We start from the raw sequence: 22588 nt of genomic DNA on the forward strand, positions 1-22588 counted from the left end.
TAACAAGTGTCTTGCTTTACTAGGATAAATTAGCAGTCTAATATAATCTTAAAATAAAATAAATGTACTTTAAATTTTTACTTACTTTTTTAACACTATTTAGTGTAGTTAGTATAAACGCTCAGGATACTGGCGTATTAAAAGGAACGATAACAACAGAGGATGGAGAGCCTATTATGGGTGCAAATGTTCATATTAAGAAATTGTCTTTGGGTACAACTTCTAATGAAAATGGAGAATTTATATTAGAGAAAATTACAAATGCTTCTTATATTGTAGAAGTTTCATATTTAGGGTACAATACAATTGTAAAGAAAGTATTGATTAGTCATTCAGAAACAATTCAAAACTTTGTTTTAAAAGAAAGCTCATATCTATTAGAGGGTGTTGTGGTAACATCTCAAAAAAGAGAGCAAAAAAATAAAGATGTTCCAATTGCTATTACTTCTTACGGAACAGATTTTATAGAAAATCAAGGAACTTTTGAGTATGATGCTTTATCAGAATATGTACCTGGTTTTCAAGTGCAGATTCAAAGTGTTAATAATCCTGGAATTGTTATTAGAGGAATTACAAGTGATAGTGGAGATTCTAGAGTAGAACCAAGGGTTTCTATATTTCAAGACGGAGTTTCAATTAGTAAATCTAGAGGATCTGTTGTAGAATTGTATGACATAGAACGTGTAGAGGTTTTAAAAGGTCCGCAAGGAACCTTGTTTGGTAGAGGTGCGCAAATTGGTGCGATGCATATCATTCAGAATAAAGCAAAAAACGAAACATCTGGGGCTGTAAAAGTTGGTTATGGTAATTACAATCAGGTTTTAACAACTGGGTATTACAATACACCTTTGGTGGATGATAAATTGTTTTTTAGAGCTGCGGCAATTTATAATTCTAGAGATGGTTTTATAGAAAATGTTTCTGGTGGAGATTTAAACGGAAAAGAAACACTTGCTTTTAGAACATCATTTAAATATTTAATAAATGATAATACAACTTTAGATGTTATTGCAAATTGGCAAAAAGATACGCCTCCAGGTACTTCTTTTAAAAGTGGAACTTATGCGCCAATTGGTGGCGATACAAATCCAAATACTTTTGCTGATTTAGAAAGGGGAGAAGAATTAGGTTTAGATAGAACTGTTTATGGTGTTACAGGTATTTTAAAACATGAGCTGAATGATGTTTGGGATGTTACTTCTACAACGGCTTATAGACAATTTGATTCTAACGAAGCTTTTGATGCTGACGGAACTGCTGCTCCTGCACTTTATTTTAGAGAAATTTCTAAAGGAAAACAATTTAGTGAAGAAGTGAGATTCAATTTTGATACTGATGAGAAATTTAGAGGATTCTTTGGAGGTAACTTTTTCTATGAAGACGGTTCGCAAGAAGTACCTTGGGAATTGGATGAAAGAAGTTTTGGGATGTTAATTTTAAACCCTGCTGCTTTTGTTTTAAACGGTGTACCAACGTTGTTGTCAAATATACCTAATGATCCTGCAACTTTTGGCCCAATAGCAGGTGCTCCTTTAAGTTCTTACAATAAAGAAACAAATACAAATTTTGGTAAAAATTATTCTGGAGATATTTTTGCGGATGCTTCTTATGATGTTACAGATAAATTATCGATTACTTTAGGATTAAGAGCAACTTGGGAGAATATTAATGCGGCGTATCAAGTAGAAGATGCTGTTACTCCATCTAACTTAGGGCATTTAACAGGTAATTATCCAAATATTTTATTTGCAAGTACAAATGGAGAAAAAATAGAGGCTAGTGATAATTTTTTATCTGCAGTTGGTCGTTTCGCAGTAAATTATGATGTGAATGATAATATTACTTTATTCGGAACAGCTGCAAGGGGAAGAAGACCCAACGTTATTAGTGTTACAGCAACGGAAACAAATATATTATCTGATGAAACGGTAATGTCTTATGAAATCGGAGCAAAATCATTATTTTTAAATAATAGATTACAGTTTGATATCAATGCATATATGTATGATTATGCTAATTTTCAAACAACAATTACCAAGTTTGAAAACGGAAACCTTATTTCTATACCAGAAGATAGTGGAAATGCAAGTTCATTTGGTTTTGAAGCCGCTACGCAATTTGCTTTTACAAAAAGCAGCAGTTTCTTTGCTAATTATGGGTATATAGATGCTTCTTTTGATGATAAAGATTCTAATGGGAATGAACAAGCTTTAGCAGGAAACACATTTAGATTAACGCCTAAACATTCATTTTCTTTTGGATTTAACATCAACCCAAAAATTAATAAAAATTTAGATTTCTTTTTTAGACCAACATATACTTATAAGTCTAAAGTGTTTTTTGAAGAAACTAATTTACCTAATATTTCGCAAGACGGTTATGGAATCTTAAATTATAAAGTGGGGCTAACCATAAACAAAATGTATGAGCTTGGTTTTTACATGAACAATGCTTTGGGTAAACAATATATTATTGATGCAGGTAATACGGGAGGAGCTTTCGGAATTCCGACTTTTATTGCGGGAGCACCAAGGTTTTTTGGAGCACAATTAAAAGTGAAGTTTTAAGTTTTAAAAATAAATAAGAAAGACGGTTAGAAATGTATTCACGTTTTTAATCGTCTTTCTTTAAATATAATTATAATGAATAAAAATATTTTATCGTTTCTTTTTTTAATACTGTTTATTACTGTTGTTAAAGGACAAGATGTTGTAAATTTAGCTGCTTTAGAAAAAAGTATACATAATAAAGAAGCTAATAGTAAGGGAATGAAATCAGGAAATGAAGCCAGAATTATTTGGTCAGAAAATTATAAGGAAAAGGAATCTCCAATTGCATTTGTGTATTTACATGGTTTTGGTGCAAGTGGTAGAGAAGGGGAGCCGGTAATGAGTATGCTTTCTAAGAAATACAATGCAAATGTTTATCTATCTCGTTTAAAAGAACATGGTTTAGATAGAGATGATAATTTTATAAACCTAACACCAGAAAATTATATTGCTTCTGCAAAAGAAGCTTTAGAAATAGGAAAAAAGATTGGTAAGAAAGTTATTTTAGTAAGTACATCAACAGGTGGAACATTAAGTTTAAAATTAGCGTCAGAAGATGCTTCTATTTTAGGATTGGTGATGTATTCTCCGTTTATCGGACTTAAAAATCCTGCATTTGCAGCCATTGTAACTCCAGAAGGAAAAGCAGGATTTATAAAAATGAATGGTAGCGAAATTATGAAGCAAAAAAGACCACGGGAAGAAGCTAAATATTGGTCTACTTCTTATCATATTAATGGGTATGAGGCTTTGAAAAAAATGTTAATCAGCAACATGACTCCGCAAACATTCTCTAAAGTTAAGATTCCTGTTTTTGTCGGGTATTATTATAAGAATGAAGAAGAACAAGATCAGGTAGTTTCTGTGGATGCAATTTTAAAAATGTATGATGGTTTAGGTACTTCTGTCGATAAAAAAAAGAAAGTCGCTTTTCCGAAAGCCGGAAATCATGTAATTGCGTGTGATTTAAGGTCGAATGATTGGGAAAGTGTATATAATGAAACTGTAGCTTTTATTGATGCAACGATTTTAGAGAAAAAGCAACAATATAATTTTGAATTGCAAGGGCATAGAGGTGCAAGGGGTTTATCACCAGAAAATACAATGCAAGCTTTTGAAAAAGCGTTAAATTTAGGTGTAAATACCATAGAGTTAGATGTGGTTATTAGTAAAGACAACAAAGTAGTGGTTTCTCATGAGCCTTGGTTAAATGATGAAATTACGTTAGATGCCAAAGGAAAACGTATTACAAAAAAAGATGCTGCTGCTTTTAATATGTATAAAAATAAGTATCAAGAAATAAAGAAATATGATGTTGGTTCATTAGGGAATTCTAAGTTTCCTGAGCAAGAAAAAGTTGCAGCTTACAAACCTTTATTGTCTGAAGTAATTGCTTTTGCTGAAACTAAAAATACTGAAATTCTTTATAATATAGAGATTAAAAGCACGCCTACGGATGAAAAAAATGGATTTCAACCCGCTGTAGCGGAATTTTCAGATCTTGTAATAGCGCAATTAAAAAAAGCAAAATTACCTGTAGAAAGAATCGTTATTCAAAGTTTTGATCCTAGAATTTTAGAATATATTCATAAAACGTATCCAGAATTTATTTTGGCATTTTTAACGTATCAGAATGATTTTAAAACGAACATGAAAATGTTAAGTTTTGTGCCAGAAATTTATAGTCCATATTTTGTGTTGTTAAATAAAGAGGAAGTTAGTAGCATTCAGAAAAATGATATGAGGGTTATTCCTTGGACAGTAAATAAGAAAGAAGATATGATTAACTTATTAAATATGGGGGTTGATGGTTTAATTACAGATTATCCTAATATTGCAATTCCTTTAAGAAAGTAAGTTTTTTTATTATAAATCGTGAAGTCCCCCAATTTTGCCGTTGAATTTATAAGGAACCGACTATTTAATTAGTAGGTTTCTTGTAAATAAACTTTGATATTTGTTATATCAATAAATAAACAACGATATATTAGAAATATTGTAATGGTTGTATAAAATCTTAAAAAAGAAGATTATAAACGACATTTTCTCTATATATTTGGCATCAATAACGTTACAATGATAAATAATAACAACAATCGTAATTTCAATAATCCTAATTGTTAGGGTAAGAAGGTTGTTGTTTAGAAATATATACATAAAGCCTTCCAAATCGGAAGGCTTTTTTTGATTGAAAAAATGCTTCTCGCTTTTTATGCGAGATTTCAAAAGAAGTGTCATTCTCACGAAAGCGGGAAACTAAAAAAATAAAGAAATGAGCAAAATAATGACGGTAGACATTTTGTCTAGTATTAAAGGAGCAGAGCCATCGGAATCGGTGAATCAATTATTTGAGGTAATTAAAAATGCAAATACATCAGATAATAACGTTAATACCAATCATAACAATGCTGTAACTTTAGATGATTTAAGAGAAGATGTTGTTATTGATAGTCCGCAGGCAGAAAAACAAATAATTATTGAAAACTTTCCGAAAGAAAAGAATGGTTTTTTAGTAGTTTCTAAAGTGATAGAAGAATAATTATGGAATCGCAAATACATAAAATTCATCAGCAATTGGTGAACAAAGAAATTTCGTGTACAAAACTGGTACAAGAAAGATTAGATTTATTAAAATCGAACACACACAATACGGTCAATTCCCTTTTAGATACCTTGGCGCTAGAATTAGCTGCTAAAGTAGATGCTAAAATTGCAAACGGACAAGAAATTGGTTTGTTAGAAGGAATTCCATTCGGAATTAAAGATGTGTACATGGTGCAAGGAACTTTAACAACGGCAAGTTCAGATTTATTAAAAAAATACAAATCGCCATATACGGCAACTGCTATTCAGAAATTATTTGATGCAGGTGCAATACCGTTAGTAAAAGAAAATTGTGATTCTTTTGGACACGGTTCTTCTTCTGAAAACACCATTTTCGGAGCCGTTAAAAACGCAATCAATACAGATTTAGTTTCTGGAGGTTCTAGTGGAGGTTCTGCAGTAAATGTTGCCAAAGACTTTACGGTATTTTCAATTGGTGGAGATACGGGAGGTTCTGTTCGTCAACCGGCAGGTTATAATAATGTCTACGGATTAAAACCAACGTACGGAAGAATTTCTAGATTCGGATTAATGGCATACGCATCTTCTACAGATTGTGTTGGCCCAATTGCAAAATCGATAGAAGATATTAGAATTGTTTTAAATGTGATGAGTGGTCAAGATATTAAAGATCAAACTACCTATCAATCGGAAGCTATATCAGAAGAGAATATTTTAAATGCTGATGACATAAAAACTGTTGGATACTTTAAAAATTTCATCGAAAATGATGCGATTGATGCCAAAGTAAAATCGGACTTTTTAGCAACCATAGAAAAAATAAAAGCCAAAGGAATTGAAGTAAAAGAATTAGATTTCTTTGAGTCTGATACCTTAGTTTCTACCTACTATACTTTAGCAATGGCAGAAACGGCATCGAATCTATCTCGATTAGATGGTACCAATTACGGAAATAGAATAGAAGGAGATAGTTTAAAAGATACGTATTCTATTACACGATCAGAAAATTTCTCTGAAGAATCTAAACGTAGAATTGTTGGTGGAAACCAAGTATTATCTCAAGGTTTTTCTGATGAAATTTACTTAAAAGGATTAAATGTAAGAGATCAAATTATAGCTAATTTTGAAAAAGATTTTAAAGAGGTTGCTATTATTTTATCACCAGTAACACCAAATTCGCCACCAAAAATTGGCGATAGTTTAAAAGATCCTTTAGCAATGTATTTGTCTGATGCGTATACGGTTGGTTTTAGTTTAGGGCAATTGCCAACGTTAACAGTACCACAAGGAACAGAAACAGGATTACAAATTACGGCAGCAAAAAATAATGACGAACTTGTTTTGAAGTTTGCTAACTTCTTAAAAGATACGATATAATGGAACTGGAACAATTAAATGAGCTTATAAAAAAGCACGACTTAGAGTTAGTAATCGGTATTGAAACGCACGTTCGATTAAATACAAAATCAAAGTTATTCTGTTCTTGTGCAAATCAAGAAATAGAGCAACCAAACCAAAATATATGTTCGGTTTGTACTGGACAAATGGGAGTTTTACCTTCTATTAATAAAGAAGCAATTACCAAAGCTATTTATTTCGGTAAGGCAGTAAAATCTACTTTCTCAAACGAAGTAATTTCTTGGGATCGTAAACATTATGAATACCCAGATAACCCAAAGAACATTCAAATTACACAGTTTCACAATCCTGTAATACCAGATGGACAAGTTTCTTGTTATAGAAATGACGGTTCGCAATTTACAGTGAGTTTAACACAAACTCATATAGAGGAAGATGCTGCAAAATTAATGCACGAAAAGAAAGTATCTTTAGTCGATTTTAACAAAGCGGGAGTTCCGTTAATAGAAATTGTAACAGATCCTTGTATTCGTCATATAGAAGATGCATCTACGTATGCACAGTACATTCAGCGTATTGTTCAGAATTTAAAAATATCTGAAGCAAATCTTGAAAAAGGAGAGTTTAAATCGGATGTTTCTGTATCGCTTCGTAAAAAACACACGTATGATTTAAACCCAAGAACAGAAATCAAAAACTTAAATTCTTTTAAGTTTATGGTAGATGCTTTAAAGGAAGAAATTGAAAAGCAATTAAGTTATTACGTAGAAAATAAAGCGTTTAGACCAGACCAAACAACGGTTTTATGGGATGCAGATTTAAAGCAGACTAAAACCATGCGTAAAAAGGAATTTGAAGCAGATTATCGTTTTATTTCTGAGCCAGATTTACCTTTTGTAAACATCAAGAAAGCTGTAGATAGTATACATGTTGATATTAGTTCTTTGCCTTTTGCAGTAGAATCTATTTTGATAAAAGGTGGCGTTTTACCACAAGATGCTAAGTTTTTTACAGCAGATTCTTTACGTTCAGAAGTTTTTGTTGCCATCAATAATAAAATAAATGATGCTTCTTTTGTTGCCAAAACATTGGTAAATAATATTGGAGCAGATGAGTATGAGAATATTCATAGTGTAGATCAATTAGCTGAGATTTTTCAATTATTTAAAGATGATAAAATAACGTCTGTTTTAGTGCAAAACGGAATTACATCGTATTTAAAAGATAGAACTTTCGATTACAACAAGTATTTTGAAGACAATACTATTTCTGAAGATAAAATTAAAGATGCCGTTAAAAAAGTAATTGCAGAAAACGAAGCAACAGCAAACGATATTAAAGCAGGAAACCAAGGAAAAGCAGGTATTCTTGTTGGTAAAGTTATTGGTATTATTGGTAAAGGCGCATCAGGGAAAGTAATTCGTCAAGAAATATTAAATGCTTGTTCTGCGGATGTTAAAACGACTAAGAGTGCAGCAGTAGCTGATGAGTCAAAAGCAACTAGTGATCAGCCAAAGGCAAAAATAGAAGAAGAAACGTTACCTCAAGTTCCTATTATTATAAAAGAGGAATACAGAACACATAAAATTTCTCAAATATCAGAAGATTCAATTAATGATGAGGTTACTTTATCTGGTTGGGTTTCTAGTGTTAGAGATCATGGTGAATTAATTTTTATTGATTTACGCGATTCTAGCAATCAAGTTTTTCAAGTACGTTTAAGTAAAGAGACATTTCCTAATTTAGATGAGCTTGTAAAGTTAAAATCAGAATCTGTAATTTCTGTTACCGGAGTTGTAGTTCAAAGAAATGAAGATGATTATAATGCAGGTTTAAGAACGGGTAAGTTAGAATTAGAAACGTCTGCTTTAGATATTTTAAACTTATCTAAAACGCTTCCTTTTGAAATAAAAAGAGCAATGAAATCGAACGAGAATGTTCGTTTTCAATATAAGTTTTTAGATCATAGAAATGATGAGGTTCGTAAAGCAATTGTAAACCGTCATAAAGTAATCAAGCTAATGCGTGATATCTTAGACGAAGAAGAGTTTTTAGAAATTGAAACACCTATTTTAACGGCAGGTACAGACGAAGGAGCAAGAGAATTTATTGTGCCTACAAGAAAACAAGCAGGTTCTTTTTATACGCTTCCACAAGCACCACAACAGTTTAAACAAATGTTAATGGTTGGTGGTTTTGAAAAATATTTTCAAATAGCACGTTGTTTTAGGGATGAAGATTCTCGTGGAGACAGACAACCAGAATTTACACAATTAGATATAGAAATGGCGTACGCAAGTATGCAGCAAATTATCGATTTAAACACCAAAATGTTTAATGAGATTGTGAAGAAAATCTATGGTAAAAAATGGGTTTTACATCCTTTTGAAGTAATTACGTATAAAAACGCAATGGATAAATATGGTTGTGATAGACCAGATTTACGTTACGGATTGCAAATGCAAGACATTACAGATATTGTAAAAGATACTACATTCCAAGTTTTTAGCAAACCTATTGAAGAAGGCGGAATTGTAAAATGTATTAAAGTTTCTGCAGCAGAGCAAGGAAACAAAAGAGCTTCTAAAGGACAAATTGAAAACTTAACTGCCATTGCACAACAAAATGGTTTGGGTGGTTTGGCATATATTATTGTAAATGAAAATGATTTACAATCGCCAATTATTAAGTTTTTAGGAGAAGAAATTGCAGCAAATATTATAAAAGCTACAGATGCTAAAGTTGGAGATATTGTATTTTTCTCAGCAGCAGATTATGCAACAGCAAACAAAGCATTAGATGCGGTTCGTCAAGAAATGGGACGCATTTTTAAATTGATAAATCCGAAAGAATTAAGACCAGCGTGGGTTGTAGATTTCCCAATGTTTGAAAAAACAGATGAAGGAAGATGGACATTTACACACAACCCTTTTTCTATGCCAGCAATCTATGATTTAGAAAAGCACATGACTGGAGAAGGAGAGGAAATAGGAGCTATTATAGCGCAACAATACGATTTAATCTTAAACGGTTATGAGATTGGTGGAGGTTCTGTTCGTGCACATAAATCAGAAATTTTAGAAGCAACCTATAAAAATATGGGTTATGATAAAGAAGAAATGATGAAAAGTGTGGGTACAATGTACAAAGCTTTTCAGTATGGAGCGCCACCTCACGGAGGAATTGCTTGGGGAGTAGACAGATTAATGATGATTTTAGAAAAGAAAGCTTCTATTAGAGAGGTAATGGCTTTTCCTAAAACAGGTTCATCAGAAGATTTATTGTTTAATGCGCCTTCAATTTTATCTGATAAAAAGGTAGAAGAAATGAATGTTAGAATTATAAGGAAATAATTTAATTAACCTACAGGTTTTTAAAAACTTGTAGGTTGAAAATTTATAAAAAATAATTAAGAAGAAAGGTTGCCTATTTTAAAAATCTATCTTACTTTTGTTAAACAATGAAAAATAATACAATAAATACAGGTTGGTGGAACTCTCTTATCTAATAAGTGAGAAAAAACCTATATGTATGTAACATAAAATTTAAAAAGGCTTATCTCACGATAAGCCTTTTTTTTTATGATGATTTTTTAATCATCCAAACTAAAAATACTGAATTTAATTCAGCATCAAAATGAAGAAATTACAATTTAAGACAATTCATAAAAAAAAAATGGCAGATACAGTTACACCAGTTGGGCTGTACTTACGTTTTAGAGATAAATACGCAAACACACTGTTGTTAGAAGGTTCAGATTATCACAGTAAAGAAGAAAGTTTTTCTTTTATTGCAGTAGAACCAATTGTAACGATGAAAGTAGATAATTATCAGTTTACGGTTTCTCATAAAGGAACACAACTAGATGAGCAACCTATCAATAAAAACTTTTACGACTTATACGATAATTTCAAAGACACAATAGCGTTAGATTGTCCGGCCGAATTAAAATCTTACAACGGATTGTATGGTTATACAACCTTCGATTCTGTTCAGTATTTCGAAAACATCAAGTTTACAAACAAGAAAGCACCTTCTGCAATTCCAGAAATGCAATATAGTTTTTACCGTTTTATTATTGTTATTAATCATTTTAATGATGAAATGACACTGATAGAAAATATAGAAGAAGGTACAGCATCTCGCATACATGAAGTAGAAACCATTATAGATGCACAAGCATTTAATACCCAAAAATTCGAAATTGTAGGCGAAGAAACTTCAAATGTTACAGGAGACGAATTTAAAGAATATGTAAGAAAAGCAAAATCACACTGTAAAAGAGGAGATGTTTTTCAACTCGTATTATCACGCCAATTTCAGCAAGAATTTAAAGGAGACGAATTCAATGTCTATAGGGCATTACGTTCTATCAATCCGTCGCCATATTTATTTTATTTCGATTACGGTTCATTCAAATTAATGGGATCTTCACCAGAGGCACAAATTAAAATTTCTGCAGGTAAAGCTACTATCAATCCTATTGCAGGTACGTTTAGAAGAACGGGCGATATGGCAGAAGACATTAAGTTGGGTAAAAAATTATCCGAAGATAAAAAGGAAACGGCAGAACACGTAATGTTGGTAGATTTAGCCCGTAACGATTTAAGCAAACATGCCGATAAAGTTACGGTAGAGGTTTTTAAAGAAGTGCAGTATTTTAGCCACGTAATTCACTTAGTTTCTACGGTTAGAGGTAAGATCAAAGGAAATCCAATAGAAATTGTTGGAGACACTTTTCCTGCCGGAACTTTAAGTGGAGCGCCAAAGTACAAAGCAATGGAGTTGATCGATAAATACGAAAATCAAACCCGTGGTTTTTATGGAGGAGCAGTAGGTATTATCGGTTTAGATGGTTCCGTAAATTTGGCCATTGCCATTCGTTCTTTTGTTAGTAAAAACAACGTTTTATATTCGCAAGCAGGCGCAGGAATCGTTATTCATTCCGACGAAGAAAAAGAATTACAAGAAGTAAATAATAAGTTAGCAGCTTTAAAGAAAGCGTTAATTTTAGCAGAAAATATTTAGGGCGTTTTAACAGGCTTTCCACTATATCTTTTTTCCGAAAAAGAAAAAAGGTTAAGAATATCAGCAGATATTCGAACGGTGTAAATCCTTAACGCGAATTGAGTATTAAGTCATTACGAGGAGTTTTTCCGACGAAGTAATCTCTTAATTAATAAACAGATTGCCACAGCAAATGAAAAATTTGCTTCGCAATGACAATTAGAAAAAACATGAAAATATTAATTTTAGATAATTACGATTCGTTTACCTATAACTTAGTTCATATGGTAGAGAAAATTACAGGAAACTTTCCTGCAGTTTTTAGAAATGACGAAATCAGTATTGCAGATGTAGGCACGTATGATATCATTATGTTATCTCCAGGACCAGGTGTTCCGGATGAAGCAGGAATCTTAAAAGAAGTCATTAAAACATACGCAGGTATAAAACCAATATTCGGAGTTTGTTTAGGTTTACAAGCAATTACAGAAGTTTTCGGAGGAAAAATCATCAATTTAGACGATGTTTTTCACGGAGTTGCCACAGAGATGAGGGTCTCAGACCCTTCAGCCACAATTTTTAAAGATGTTCCAGAAACATTTATGGCGGCACGTTACCATTCTTGGGCAGCAACAGACGAAGGTTTTCCAGAAGAAATACAAGTAACTGCAAGAGATGAAGATGGATTAATTCAGGCAATTGAGCATAAAATATTTCCAATATCTGCGGTTCAGTTTCACCCGGAATCTATTTTAACAGATGTTGGTGAGCAGTTGGTTACTAATTTTATCAATAGTGTAAAAAAGTAATGTCATTACGAGAGAAACGAAGTAATCTCATTTTTAATTAAAAGGTTGCCACATCAAATTATCATTTGATTCGCAATGAGAAGTAAGAATTATGAAAGCAATTTTAAACAAATTATATAATCACGAAAGATTGTCTAAATCTGAAGCAAAACAAATCTTAAAAGATATTGCTGCAGAGAAATACAATGATGCGCATTTAGCATCATTTATGACCGTTTTTATGATGCGTCCAATAACAGCAGATGAACTTGCTGGCTTTAGAAATGCGTTAATAGAATTGGCTGTAAAAGTAGATTTATCAGATTATAATACCATAGATATTGTTGGTACAGGTGGAGATGGAAAAGATACATTCAATATCTCTACCTTAACTTCTTTTATTGTTGCAGGAACAGGACAAAAAGTGGCAAAACACGGTAATTATTCGGTGTCTTCTCAGTCTGGTTCTTCCGATATGTTAGAAAGTTTTGGATACAACTTTACCAATGATGAAAACATTTTGAGAGAACATCTAGAGAAAGCAAACATTTGCTTTTTACACGCTCCAAAATTTCATCCTGCAATGAAAGCTGTAAGTCCTACAAGAAAAGCATTGGCGTTAAAAACGTTCTTTAATATGTTAGGTCCTTTGGTAAACCCAAGTTCACCTAAAAACCATATGTTAGGGACTTTTAATTTAGAAATTGCACGTTTGTATAATTATATCTTGCAAGAAGAAGATATCAATTATGGTATTATTCATGCGTTAGATGGTTATGATGAAATATCGTTAACAAGCGGATTCAAGTTCTTTACTAAAAACGGAGAACAAATTATAAATCCAGAAGATTTAGGGCAGAAAAGAATTCAGCAATCAGAAATATTTGGAGGAAATTCAGTTGCAGATGCAGCAAAAATTTTCAAATCTATTTTAGAAGGAAAAGGAACAGAAGCACAGAATAATGTGGTTTTAACAAATGCTGCTTTTGCATTAACTATTGTGGATGAAACAAAATCTTTTGATAGCGCTTTTGAAGAAGCAAAAAGTTCGCTTTTTGGATTGAAAGCAAAACAAATATTAGAAAAATTAGTAAGTTTATAATTAGAACATCATTAATAACGAGGTTACGAGAGAAATAATCTGTTTATAAAAAGAGATTGCTTCGTTCCTCGCAATGACAGAAGTGAAATTAATAGTAATAAATAAAACGTCATTCCGAAGGAAGTATGACTGAAGGAATCTTGTAATTTGAATTAACAGATTGCTTCGTACCTCGCAATGACAGAATATATAAGAAATGACAATTTTAGATAAAATAATCGCATTTAAAAAGAAGGAAATAGCTAAGATAAAGGCAGAAGTTCCTGTTCAGAAATTAGTACAAAGTCCTAGTTTTGGAAGAACAACTTTTTCATTAAAAAAATCGTTGCTAGAAGTTGGTTCTACAGGAATTATTGCCGAATTTAAACGTCAATCTCCTTCTAAAGGAATCATTAACGACAAAGCAACTATTGCAGAGGTTACTAATGGGTATTTAGATGCAAATGTAGCGGCACAATCTATCTTAACCGATACTTCTTTTTTTGGAGGTTCTATGGCAGATTTGATGGAAGCAAGAATCATCAACCAACAAAAACCAATATTAAGAAAAGATTTTATTGTTGATGGATTTCAGATTGTAGAAGCAAAAGCAATTGGTGCAGATGTCATTTTATTAATTGCGTCTTGTTTAACAGCAACCGAATTAAAAAACTACGGAAACTTAGCAACAGATTTAGGTTTAGAAGTTTTATATGAAATCCATACACAAGAAGACCTGGATAAAATTAACGATTTAGACAATAAAATTATTGGAATCAATAACAGAAACCTAAATACTTTTGAAGTCGATTTAGAGCACTCTATTAAGTTAGCAGGTCAAATTCCGGATACATGTTTAAAAGTTTCTGAAAGCGGAATTTCTGATCCCAAAATTATTACAGGATTAAAAGAGTTTGGTTTTCAAGGGTTTTTAATTGGAGAAAACTTCATGAAAACGGATAATCCGGGAGAAGCTTGTTTAGATTTTATCAATCAAATACACTAAGAAAAAGTGTAAACGTGTAATTGTTGAATTGTGTAAAAAACAGTTTGAAAAGATTTAGTGATAACGATTAAACGCATAAACAGTTAAATAATTAAACCATTTTCAGTATGAAATTAAAGGTTTGCGGAATGAAATATGTAGAAAATATCCAACAAGTTGCGGATTTGCAACCTGATTATTTGGGGTTTATTTTCTATGAAAAATCAAAAAGAAATTTTGAAGGAATTATTCCTGAATTTCCAAATTCGATAAAAAAAACAGGTGTTTTTGTAAATGAATATATCGAGATTGTTATTTCTTTAGTTGAAGAATATAGATTAGAAGCTATTCAGTTACACGGAGATGAATCTGTGGAATATGTTACCGATTTAAAAAATCAGTTAACAGAAAGAAGAGCGTTGTTTATTGAAGAAAATAAGCAAATTAAAAAGAAGAAAAATCAACATTATATTTCTGAAAATGAAGTTGAGGTTATTAAGGTTTTTGGAATTAAAGACGAGTTTAATTTTGATGTATTAAAACCTTATTTAGAAGTTGTAGATTTCTTTTTGTTTGACACTAAAGGAAAGGAAAGAGGAGGAAACGGAACAAAATTCGATTGGTCTGTTTTAGAGAAATATCCTTTTGATATACCTTTCTTTTTAAGTGGAGGAATCGGATTAGATGATGTAGAAGAAGTTCAAAAAATAATGAAATCAGATTTACCTATTTACGCATTAGACGTAAATAGTCAGTTTGAAAGTAAGCCAGGAGTTAAGAAAATAGAAGAATTAGAAAAATTTAAAAAGAACGTCATTACGAACGTAGTGAAGTAATCTGCTTATTAATTAAGAGATTGCTTCGTTCCTCTCAATGACAGAATATTATAAAATATGAAATCAAAATTTCACCCAGACAAAAACGGTTATTACGGACAATTTGGAGGCGCATTCATTCCAGAATTGTTATATCCAAATGTGAAAGAATTAGAAGATAATTACATTCAAATATTAGAATCTGATGAGTTTCAAGAAGAATACAAGTCGTTATTAAAAGATTACGTTGGTCGCCCAAGTCCGTTGTATTTGGCAAAACGTTTGTCAGAAAAATATGGCGCTTTTATTTATTTAAAACGAGAAGATTTAAATCATACAGGAGCACATAAAGTAAACAATACTATTGGTCAGATTTTGGTTGCTAAGAAATTAGGGAAGACTAAAATTATTGCAGAAACAGGAGCAGGGCAACATGGTGTTGCTACCGCTACCGTTTGTGCTTTAATGGGCTTAGAGTGTACTGTTTTTATGGGAGAGAAAGACATTGAGCGTCAAGCTCCAAATGTTGCTCGTATGAAAATGTTGGGTGCAAAAGTAATTCCTGCTTTAAGCGGAAGTAGAACATTAAAAGATGCAACAAATGAAGCAATTCGTTATTGGATTCAGCATCCTGAAACTTTTTATTTAATTGGTTCTGTTGTTGGTCCGCATCCGTATCCAGATATGGTTGCTCGTCTACAAGCAGTAATTTCAGAAGAAATGAAATGGCAGCTAAAAGAGAAAACAGGTAAAGAAAATCCGGATACAATTATAGCTTGTGTTGGTGGAGGTTCTAATGCTGCTGGTGCTTTTTATCACTATATGGATGATGAAGAGGTAGAATTAATAGCAGTAGAAGCTTCTGGTTTAGGAGTTAATTCTGGTGAAAGTGCTGCCACTTCTCAATTAGGACAAGTAGGAATTATTCATGGTTCTAAAACCATTTTAATGCAAGATGAATACGGACAAATTGTTGAACCTTATTCTATTTCAGCAGGTTTAGATTATCCTGGAGTTGGTCCGTTACATGCCTTTTTATATGAAAGTAAAAGAGCTAAATTTATGAATGCAACAGATAAAGAAGCTTTGGCTGCCGCTTATGAATTAACTAGAATAGAAGGAATTATTCCTGCTTTAGAAAGCGCACATGCTTTGGCTGTGTTATCTAAAATTAAATTTAGAAAAGACCAAGTTGTAGTGGTAAATTTATCGGGTAGAGGAGATAAAGATTTAGAAACGTATATCAATCATTTAGAGGATTAATGAATTCTAAAATAGTATATATAGAAAATGAGTTGGTGTCTTTAAGAGAAGATTTAAAGAACCATCAACTTTATAAAAAGTTAAACTCTATAGAAGATATAAAAACTTTTATGGAAGCACATGTTTTTGCTGTTTGGGATTTTATGTCGCTTTTAAAAGCATTACAGATAAATTTAACAACGGTTTCAATTCCTTGGATTCCGAAGAAAAACACCAACTTAGTTCGCTTTATAAACGAAATTACGTTAGCTGAAGAAAGTGATGTTAATAAAGACGGTGTTTTAAAAAGCCATTATGAAATGTATTTAGATGCGATGCAAGAAATGAATGCAGATTGCTCTAAAATAGAAGGTTTTATCAATGAAATTATCAATGGAAAAGATGTTTTGAAATCTATTGATAATTTAGAAGTGCATAACGCTATAAAGGATTTTGTTTCTTATACTTTTAAGGTAATTGATACAAATGAAAGCCATAAAATAGCAGCTTCATTTACGTTTGGTAGAGAGGATATTATACCAGATATGTTTATAAAAATTGTAGATGAAACTACCTTAAAAAGTAATAAGAAATTTGATAATTTTATTTATTATTTAGAAAGACATATTGAGTTAGATGGCGATGAACATGGGCCTTTATCATTACAAATGATTGAGGAATTATGTGGGAATGATGATAAAAAATGGCAAGAAGTTTTAGAAGTAGCCAAAGAGTCTTTGCAAGTAAGAATAAATTTGTGGAGTGCTGTTGAAGAAGAATTAAAAAGTAAAAAAGAATCAGTTTTAGCATGAAAAAATTAGAAACAATCTTTCAAGAAAAGAAAAATTTATTATCGATTTATTTTACTTGTGGATATCCTAAGTTAGAGGATACGACTAAAGTAATTGCTGAATTAGAAAAAAGTGGTGTAGACTTTATAGAAGTTGGTTTGCCATATTCAGATCCTTTAGCAGATGGACCAACCATACAAGATAGTAGCCAGAAAGCATTAGATAATGGTATTAATTTAGATCTTATTTTTGATCAATTAATGACCATTAAAGAAGCCAATAAAACGCCTTTAGTTTTAATGGGGTATTTAAATCAGATGCTTAAATATGGCGAAGATAAATTTTGTCAGAAAGTAGTAGATTGTGGTATCGAAACTGTTATTTTACCAGATTTACCAATGGTGGAATATGAAAATCATTACAAAGATTTATTCGAAAAATACGGACTTACAAATGTGTTTTTAATAACTCCGCACACATCCGAAGAAAGAATTAGAAAAATAGATTCTTATTCTAAAGCATTTATTTATGTGGTGGCTTCTGCTTCTATTACGGGTGCAAAAGGTGATATTTCTAACAATCAGGTAGCTTATTTTGAGAGAATTAAAAACATGAATCTAAAGAGTAATTTAATTATCGGTTTTGGTATTTCTGATAAAGAAACATTTACGACTGCTTGTAAATATGCAAACGGAACTATAATTGGTTCTGCATTTATAAAGAATTTAGGTTTAAACGGAATTGATAAAATTAATGATTTTATAAAACCGATAATTAGTTAAGGAATTCTTAAATATTTCTTAAAGAGCCTTTTAAAAAAGGCTAAGCATTTAATAAAGTTTATTTTAGTCATTAAATACCTAACTATAATGATTAAAAAAACTTTATTTCTGTTTGTAGTATTCTGTACTACAACTCTTTTAACTGCCCAAAACACTTTAATACGAATGCCTTCTATCAGTCCGGATGCCTCTAAAATGGCATTCAGTTATGATGGAGATATTTGGGTTTTAGATTTAATGACCAACCAAACTAAGCGGTTAACAATCCATCAAGCATATGAGAGTAATCCTATTTGGAACCCTCAAAGTAATCAGTTAGTTTTTACCTCAAACAGAAGAGGAAATACAAATATTTTTAAGACCAATTTAAGTGGAGGAGTTCCTACACAATTGACCTATTATCCTACAACAGATACTCCTAGTCAATGGAACTCTAATGGAGAAATTATATTTTCTAGTAATAGAATTTATAAAGGAACAGAAAGAGAAACATCTATTTATAAAATTGATGAAAACGGAGAAACTCCAAATCGTTTTATGACTGCTTTAGGGAGTCAGGCTTCAATTTCTCCAAATGGTAATTTTGTTGCTTTTGTAAAAGGAACTTGTAGAATTTCTAGAGAAGATTATAATGGTCCTGCACAAAGAGATATTTGGGTTTATAATTTAAAAACGAAAGCATATTTTCAAATTACTACTAGTAATAAAAATGATCATTCTCCACTTTGGGACGCTCAAAACAACCTGTATTATATAGGTTCTAAAAGCGGTAGATACAATATTTACAAAACATCTTTAAATGCAGATGGAAGTAAAAGTGATACTGAAAATAAATTAACAGATTTAAAAGTGAATGGAGTATTGTCTTTTACTGTAAGTAATAATGGAAGTGTTGTTTACAACAGTGGGTTAGATGTTTTTAAAATAGAGAACGGAACTACATCTAAAATAGATTTAAATTTAGCTACAGATAATCGATTTGAGTTACAAGAAACAGAAACGGTATCTAACGGAATTAAAGATGTACAAGTATCTCCTAATGGTAAATTAATTGCTTTAAGTATTAATGGCGAAATTTTTGTAAAAGAAAATAATAAGGATAAAATAAAAAGCAATAACGTTAGTAAGCATCCTTTTAAAGATGATAATCCTTTTTGGATAGATGATAATACATTAGGTTTTTTATCTGATAGAGATGGTCAAAATGAACTTTATAAAGTTGTTTCTACGGATGATAAAGTAAATTTAAGCAGAAGTTTAAAAACAAAAATAACGAGACTTACAAAAAGTAAAATAGATGTTTTTGAACCATTGGTATCGCCAAACGGAAAGAAAATTTCTTATAGAGTTGGTAGAGGGCAATTAATAATTGCAGACTTAAAAGATGGTAAAATAGTAAGCCCAAAAAGTTATTCAGATTCTTGGGCAGCCGCAGAAGGCGTTTCTTGGAGTCCGGATAGTAAATATATAGCCTATTCTCAAGATGATTTAAATTTTGATAGCGAAATTTATATACAATCTATAGAAAATCCATCAAAAAAAATAAACGTTTCTATGCATCCTAGGTCAGATTCCTCTCCAGTTTGGAGTCCCGATGGAAAAAAACTTTCTTTTGTTTCTAATAGAGCAGGAGATAGAGGCGGAATAAATTATGATACTTGGATGATTTGGTTACAAAAATCTGATTGGGAAAAAACAAAAACAGATTTTGAAGATGGCGATTATTATAGCACTAAAGAAGAAGCTAAAAGTAAGACAGAAAAGCCTGTTGTACATGTAAAAATAGATGAAGATAAAATTTACGATCGACTAGTTCAGGTAACTAATTGGGCAGGTAATGAGTATGGTAGATTATTTAGTGCAGATAGTAAAAGTATGTATATTTCTGCTACAGACCCAGCAACACAACAAAATGGGTATTATAAAATAGATTTAAAAGGAGGTAAAGCAAAATTAGTTAAAGATGTTTCTAGTGTAAATGGATTTAGTTTGCATAAGGATAATTTATATTATTCTTCTAAAGGACAATTAAAATCATTAAACTTAAAGACAGATAAAGTAGCTTCTTTTTCTCATTCTGCAACTTATACAACAGATTTTAGTAAATTAAATGAACAAGTTTTTGAAGAAGGAGTTAGAGCTATAACAGCAGGTTTTTATGACCCTAAATATCACGGCTATAATTGGAGTGAGATTGTAGAAAGATACAGACCTATGGTTTTGGCTACGGCTGCCAAACAAGATTATTCTTTTGTGTTTAATAACATGTTAGGGCAGTTAAATGCAAGTCATATGGGCTATAGAGGAGCAACTCCAGAAAAGGTTTCTGATGATAAAATAGGATTGTTAGGTTTAGATGTTTCTAATGTGAAAAATGGTGTTAAAATCAATTTTATCTTACCAAACTCTGCAGCAACAAAAAACAATGTTTCTTTGCAAAAAGGAGATGTTATTACCGCTGTAAACGGAGTAGAAATTAAAGAAAATACTAACTTTTATAGTTTGCTAAAAAATACTTCTGAAAATGAAATCTTATTAAATCTAGCTGATAAAAGAGAAATTGTGGTAAGAACAGAATCTACCAGAACGATTAGTAATTTACGATATGAAGAGTGGATAAACTCTAGAAAAAAGTTAGTAGATGAATATTCTAACGGACAATTAGGTTACATTCATATACAAGGTATGAATTTACCCAGTTTTGAGCGTTTTGAAAGAGAATTAAAAGCAAGTGGTTACGGTAAAAAAGGTATTGTAATTGATGTTAGAAATAATGGTGGTGGTTGGACTACAGACCGTTTAATGGCCGTTTTAACTGTGCAACAACATTCTTACACAGTACCAAGAGGAGCTACAGATAATTTACAAATAGATAATAAGAAGTTTGCAGGAAATTATCCTTTTAATGAAAGAGCTTTGTTGGCTGTAAATACAAAGCCTTTAGTTGCTTTAACTAACGAAAGCAGTTATTCTAACGCAGAAATTTTTGCGCATGCATTTAAAAGTTTTAAGTTAGGTAAAGTTGTTGGGCAACCAACCTTTGGAGCAGTAATTTCTACCGGCTCTCAAAGATTACAAGACGGTTCTATTAGAATGCCATATAGAGCATGGTATGTTAAAGAATCAGGAATGAATATGGAAAACGGACCAGCAGTACCTGATGTTTTAGTACAAAATAAACCAGGTTGGAAAGCAAGAGGAGAAGATGATCAATTAAAGAAAGCCGTAGAAGTGTTATTGCAAGATCTAAATTAAAAGATAAATTACTAAAGATAAAAAAAAAGCGAAACTTATTAAGTTTCGCTTTTTTTTTATCTTTAAAAATTGAATTTAGTCATTAACGCTAATTAATTTCACATCAAAAGCTAATATACTATACCCAGGTATTGTACCTTGTCCGTACTCTCCATAACCCAATGAATAAGGGATTAATAGTACACCATCTCCACCTTCTTTAAAAAGTTGTAAACCTTCTGTCCAACCAGCAATTACTTGGTTTAATCCAAACGTTGCTCCAGAGACAGTACTTTCATCAAAAACAGTTCCGTTTAAAAAATAACCTTTATAAGCAACTGTTACACTAGAATTACTTGTTGGTATTTCTCCTGTACCTTCATTATTTACAACATAATACAAACCAGATTCTGTTTTTGTAGCTTCTAAATTATTATCATCAATATATTTTAAGATAGCAGCTTCATTTTGAGCGTCATAATCATCATGAACAGCAATAAGTTCTATTTCAAAAATTAAAACGGTTCCACAAGGAATAGAACCAGAAGAGTTTCCTGCTTCTCCAAAGGCCAATTCAGAAGGGATGATTAATGTTGCTTTACCACCTTCTTTTAATAGTTGAATTCCTTCGCTTAATCCAGGAATAAGTGTTTCTAAGTTAAGTATTGAAGACTCACTTTCTCCATTATCAGTTCCATCTAAAAGATATGCTTTATATTTAATATCTACAACAGAGTTTTCAGTTGCAGCTTTCCCAGTACCTTCATTTTCTATAATATAATGTAAGCCAGAGTCAGATTCTGTTGTAGCTAATTCTTTGCTCTCAATGTATTCAATAATATCATCTTCTGTTTGTGGGGTACAACTAACATCATCTTTAAGACAAGAAGTAAAAAGAATTATTGATAAAAAAAGTGTTAAGTAGGATTTCATTTTATGATTTTAAAATTTCACGCAAATGTAAAATAATTACAAATCATCATAAATTAAAATTTTATAAACTATTCATAAAATTTTGTTATATTATTAACTCAAAACAAAAATAAATATGGAATTACCAAAAAGAGCTGGAAATAGATCGCTAGCAGTTGAATTAGAAGAAGGAAAAAACTATGCTTGGTGTACTTGTGGTTTGTCTGAAAAGCAACCTTTATGCGATGGTAAACACAGAGGAACAGGCATGAGTCCGAATGTTTTTACTGCAGAAAAAACAGAGACAAGAAATTTGTGTGCATGTAAACTAACCAACAATGGGCCTTTTTGCGACGGTTCTCATAAATAATAATAATGTCATTCTTAATATAATTAGGAATGACAATTATTTGATACTTCTATTTCGAAGGTAAACCTATTGAGTCTATAGGTATTTTTGCTTTCTTGTTTTTTTATT

16 protein-coding genes are annotated in these 22588 nt (G+C 31.5%); 15 read left to right on the top strand and 1 reads right to left on the bottom strand.

From position 1 onward, the window contains the following. The first annotated feature begins 62 nt into the window (after window positions 1-62). The 14 genes from WG945_RS14420 (at window position 63) to WG945_RS14485 (ending at window position 21219) form a co-directional block, all read left to right on the top strand. The gene (locus WG945_RS14420) at window positions 63-2567 is read left to right on the top strand and encodes a TonB-dependent receptor (RefSeq protein ID WP_068451262.1); all 2505 of its coding nucleotides are present in this window, start codon (window positions 63-65) and stop codon (window positions 2565-2567) included. A 75-nt stretch (window positions 2568-2642) separates the two neighbouring features. Beyond that, window positions 2643-4406: a glycerophosphodiester phosphodiesterase family protein gene (locus WG945_RS14425; protein ID WP_197482103.1), complete on the top strand. Its 1764-nt coding sequence runs from the start codon at window positions 2643-2645 to the stop codon at window positions 4404-4406. Between the two features lie 415 nt (window positions 4407-4821). Further along, window positions 4822-5088, top strand: a complete 267-nt coding sequence (locus WG945_RS14430) for a hypothetical protein (RefSeq protein WP_068451264.1) — start codon at window positions 4822-4824, stop codon at window positions 5086-5088. 2 nt (window positions 5089-5090) lie between these two features. Then, complete coding sequence (locus WG945_RS14435) at window positions 5091-6491, top strand: amidase family protein (protein ID WP_068451267.1); 1401 nt, start codon at window positions 5091-5093, stop codon at window positions 6489-6491. Continuing rightward, a complete protein-coding gene (gene gatB/aspS, locus WG945_RS14440) occupies window positions 6491-9826 on the top strand; it encodes a bifunctional amidotransferase subunit GatB/aspartate--tRNA ligase AspS (protein ID WP_068451270.1) in 3336 nt (1111 codons plus the stop codon). The genes WG945_RS14435 and gatB/aspS overlap by 1 nt, the downstream gene beginning before the upstream one ends. 283 nt (window positions 9827-10109) lie before the next feature. Next, entirely contained in the window at window positions 10110-11501 is a 1392-nt protein-coding gene (locus WG945_RS14445) for an anthranilate synthase component I family protein (RefSeq protein ID WP_068451273.1), read from the top strand. Window positions 11502-11710: 209 nt separating this feature from the next. Beyond that, on the top strand, window positions 11711-12289 hold the full coding sequence (locus WG945_RS14450; protein WP_068451306.1) for an anthranilate synthase component II: 579 nt from the start codon (window positions 11711-11713) through the stop codon (window positions 12287-12289). 91 nt (window positions 12290-12380) lie between these two features. After that, the gene (gene trpD / locus WG945_RS14455) at window positions 12381-13370 is read left to right on the top strand and encodes an anthranilate phosphoribosyltransferase (RefSeq protein ID WP_068451276.1); all 990 of its coding nucleotides are present in this window, start codon (window positions 12381-12383) and stop codon (window positions 13368-13370) included. A 196-nt stretch (window positions 13371-13566) separates the two neighbouring features. Further along, the gene (trpC, locus tag WG945_RS14460) at window positions 13567-14355 is read left to right on the top strand and encodes an indole-3-glycerol phosphate synthase TrpC (RefSeq protein WP_068451279.1); all 789 of its coding nucleotides are present in this window, start codon (window positions 13567-13569) and stop codon (window positions 14353-14355) included. A 107-nt stretch (window positions 14356-14462) separates the two neighbouring features. Beyond that, entirely contained in the window at window positions 14463-15170 is a 708-nt protein-coding gene (locus WG945_RS14465) for a phosphoribosylanthranilate isomerase (protein WP_068451282.1), read from the top strand. A 57-nt stretch (window positions 15171-15227) separates the two neighbouring features. After that, a complete protein-coding gene (gene trpB, locus WG945_RS14470) occupies window positions 15228-16412 on the top strand; it encodes a tryptophan synthase subunit beta (protein ID WP_068451284.1) in 1185 nt (394 codons plus the stop codon). Further along, window positions 16412-17203 carry a DUF3050 domain-containing protein gene (locus tag WG945_RS14475; protein ID WP_068451286.1) on the top strand — a complete coding sequence of 264 codons (792 nt, stop codon included), beginning with the start codon at window positions 16412-16414 and terminating at the stop codon, window positions 17201-17203. Before trpB ends, WG945_RS14475 begins: the two co-directional genes overlap by 1 nt. Further along, window positions 17200-17964 (top strand): tryptophan synthase subunit alpha, encoded by a 765-nt coding sequence (gene trpA / locus WG945_RS14480; RefSeq protein ID WP_068451289.1) that lies wholly within the window; start codon window positions 17200-17202, stop codon window positions 17962-17964. Before WG945_RS14475 ends, trpA begins: the two co-directional genes overlap by 4 nt. An 87-nt stretch (window positions 17965-18051) precedes the next feature. Continuing rightward, a complete protein-coding gene (locus WG945_RS14485) occupies window positions 18052-21219 on the top strand; it encodes a S41 family peptidase (RefSeq protein ID WP_068451292.1) in 3168 nt (1055 codons plus the stop codon). 75 nt (window positions 21220-21294) lie between these two features. Here the strand turns inward: WG945_RS14485 and WG945_RS14490 are convergent, their stop codons facing one another. Further along, entirely contained in the window at window positions 21295-22131 is an 837-nt protein-coding gene (locus WG945_RS14490; RefSeq protein WP_068451308.1) for an FKBP-type peptidyl-prolyl cis-trans isomerase, read from the bottom strand. A 115-nt stretch (window positions 22132-22246) separates the two neighbouring features. On the opposite strand from WG945_RS14490, the gene WG945_RS14495 reads away from it, so the two are divergent. After that, window positions 22247-22480, top strand: coding sequence for a CDGSH iron-sulfur domain-containing protein (locus WG945_RS14495; protein WP_082864284.1), 234 nt, complete (start codon window positions 22247-22249; stop codon window positions 22478-22480). Window positions 22481-22588 lie beyond the last annotated feature (108 nt).

The sequence above is a fragment of the Polaribacter atrinae genome (genome assembly GCF_038023995.1).
In the GTDB taxonomy this organism is placed as follows: domain Bacteria; phylum Bacteroidota; class Bacteroidia; order Flavobacteriales; family Flavobacteriaceae; genus Polaribacter; species Polaribacter atrinae.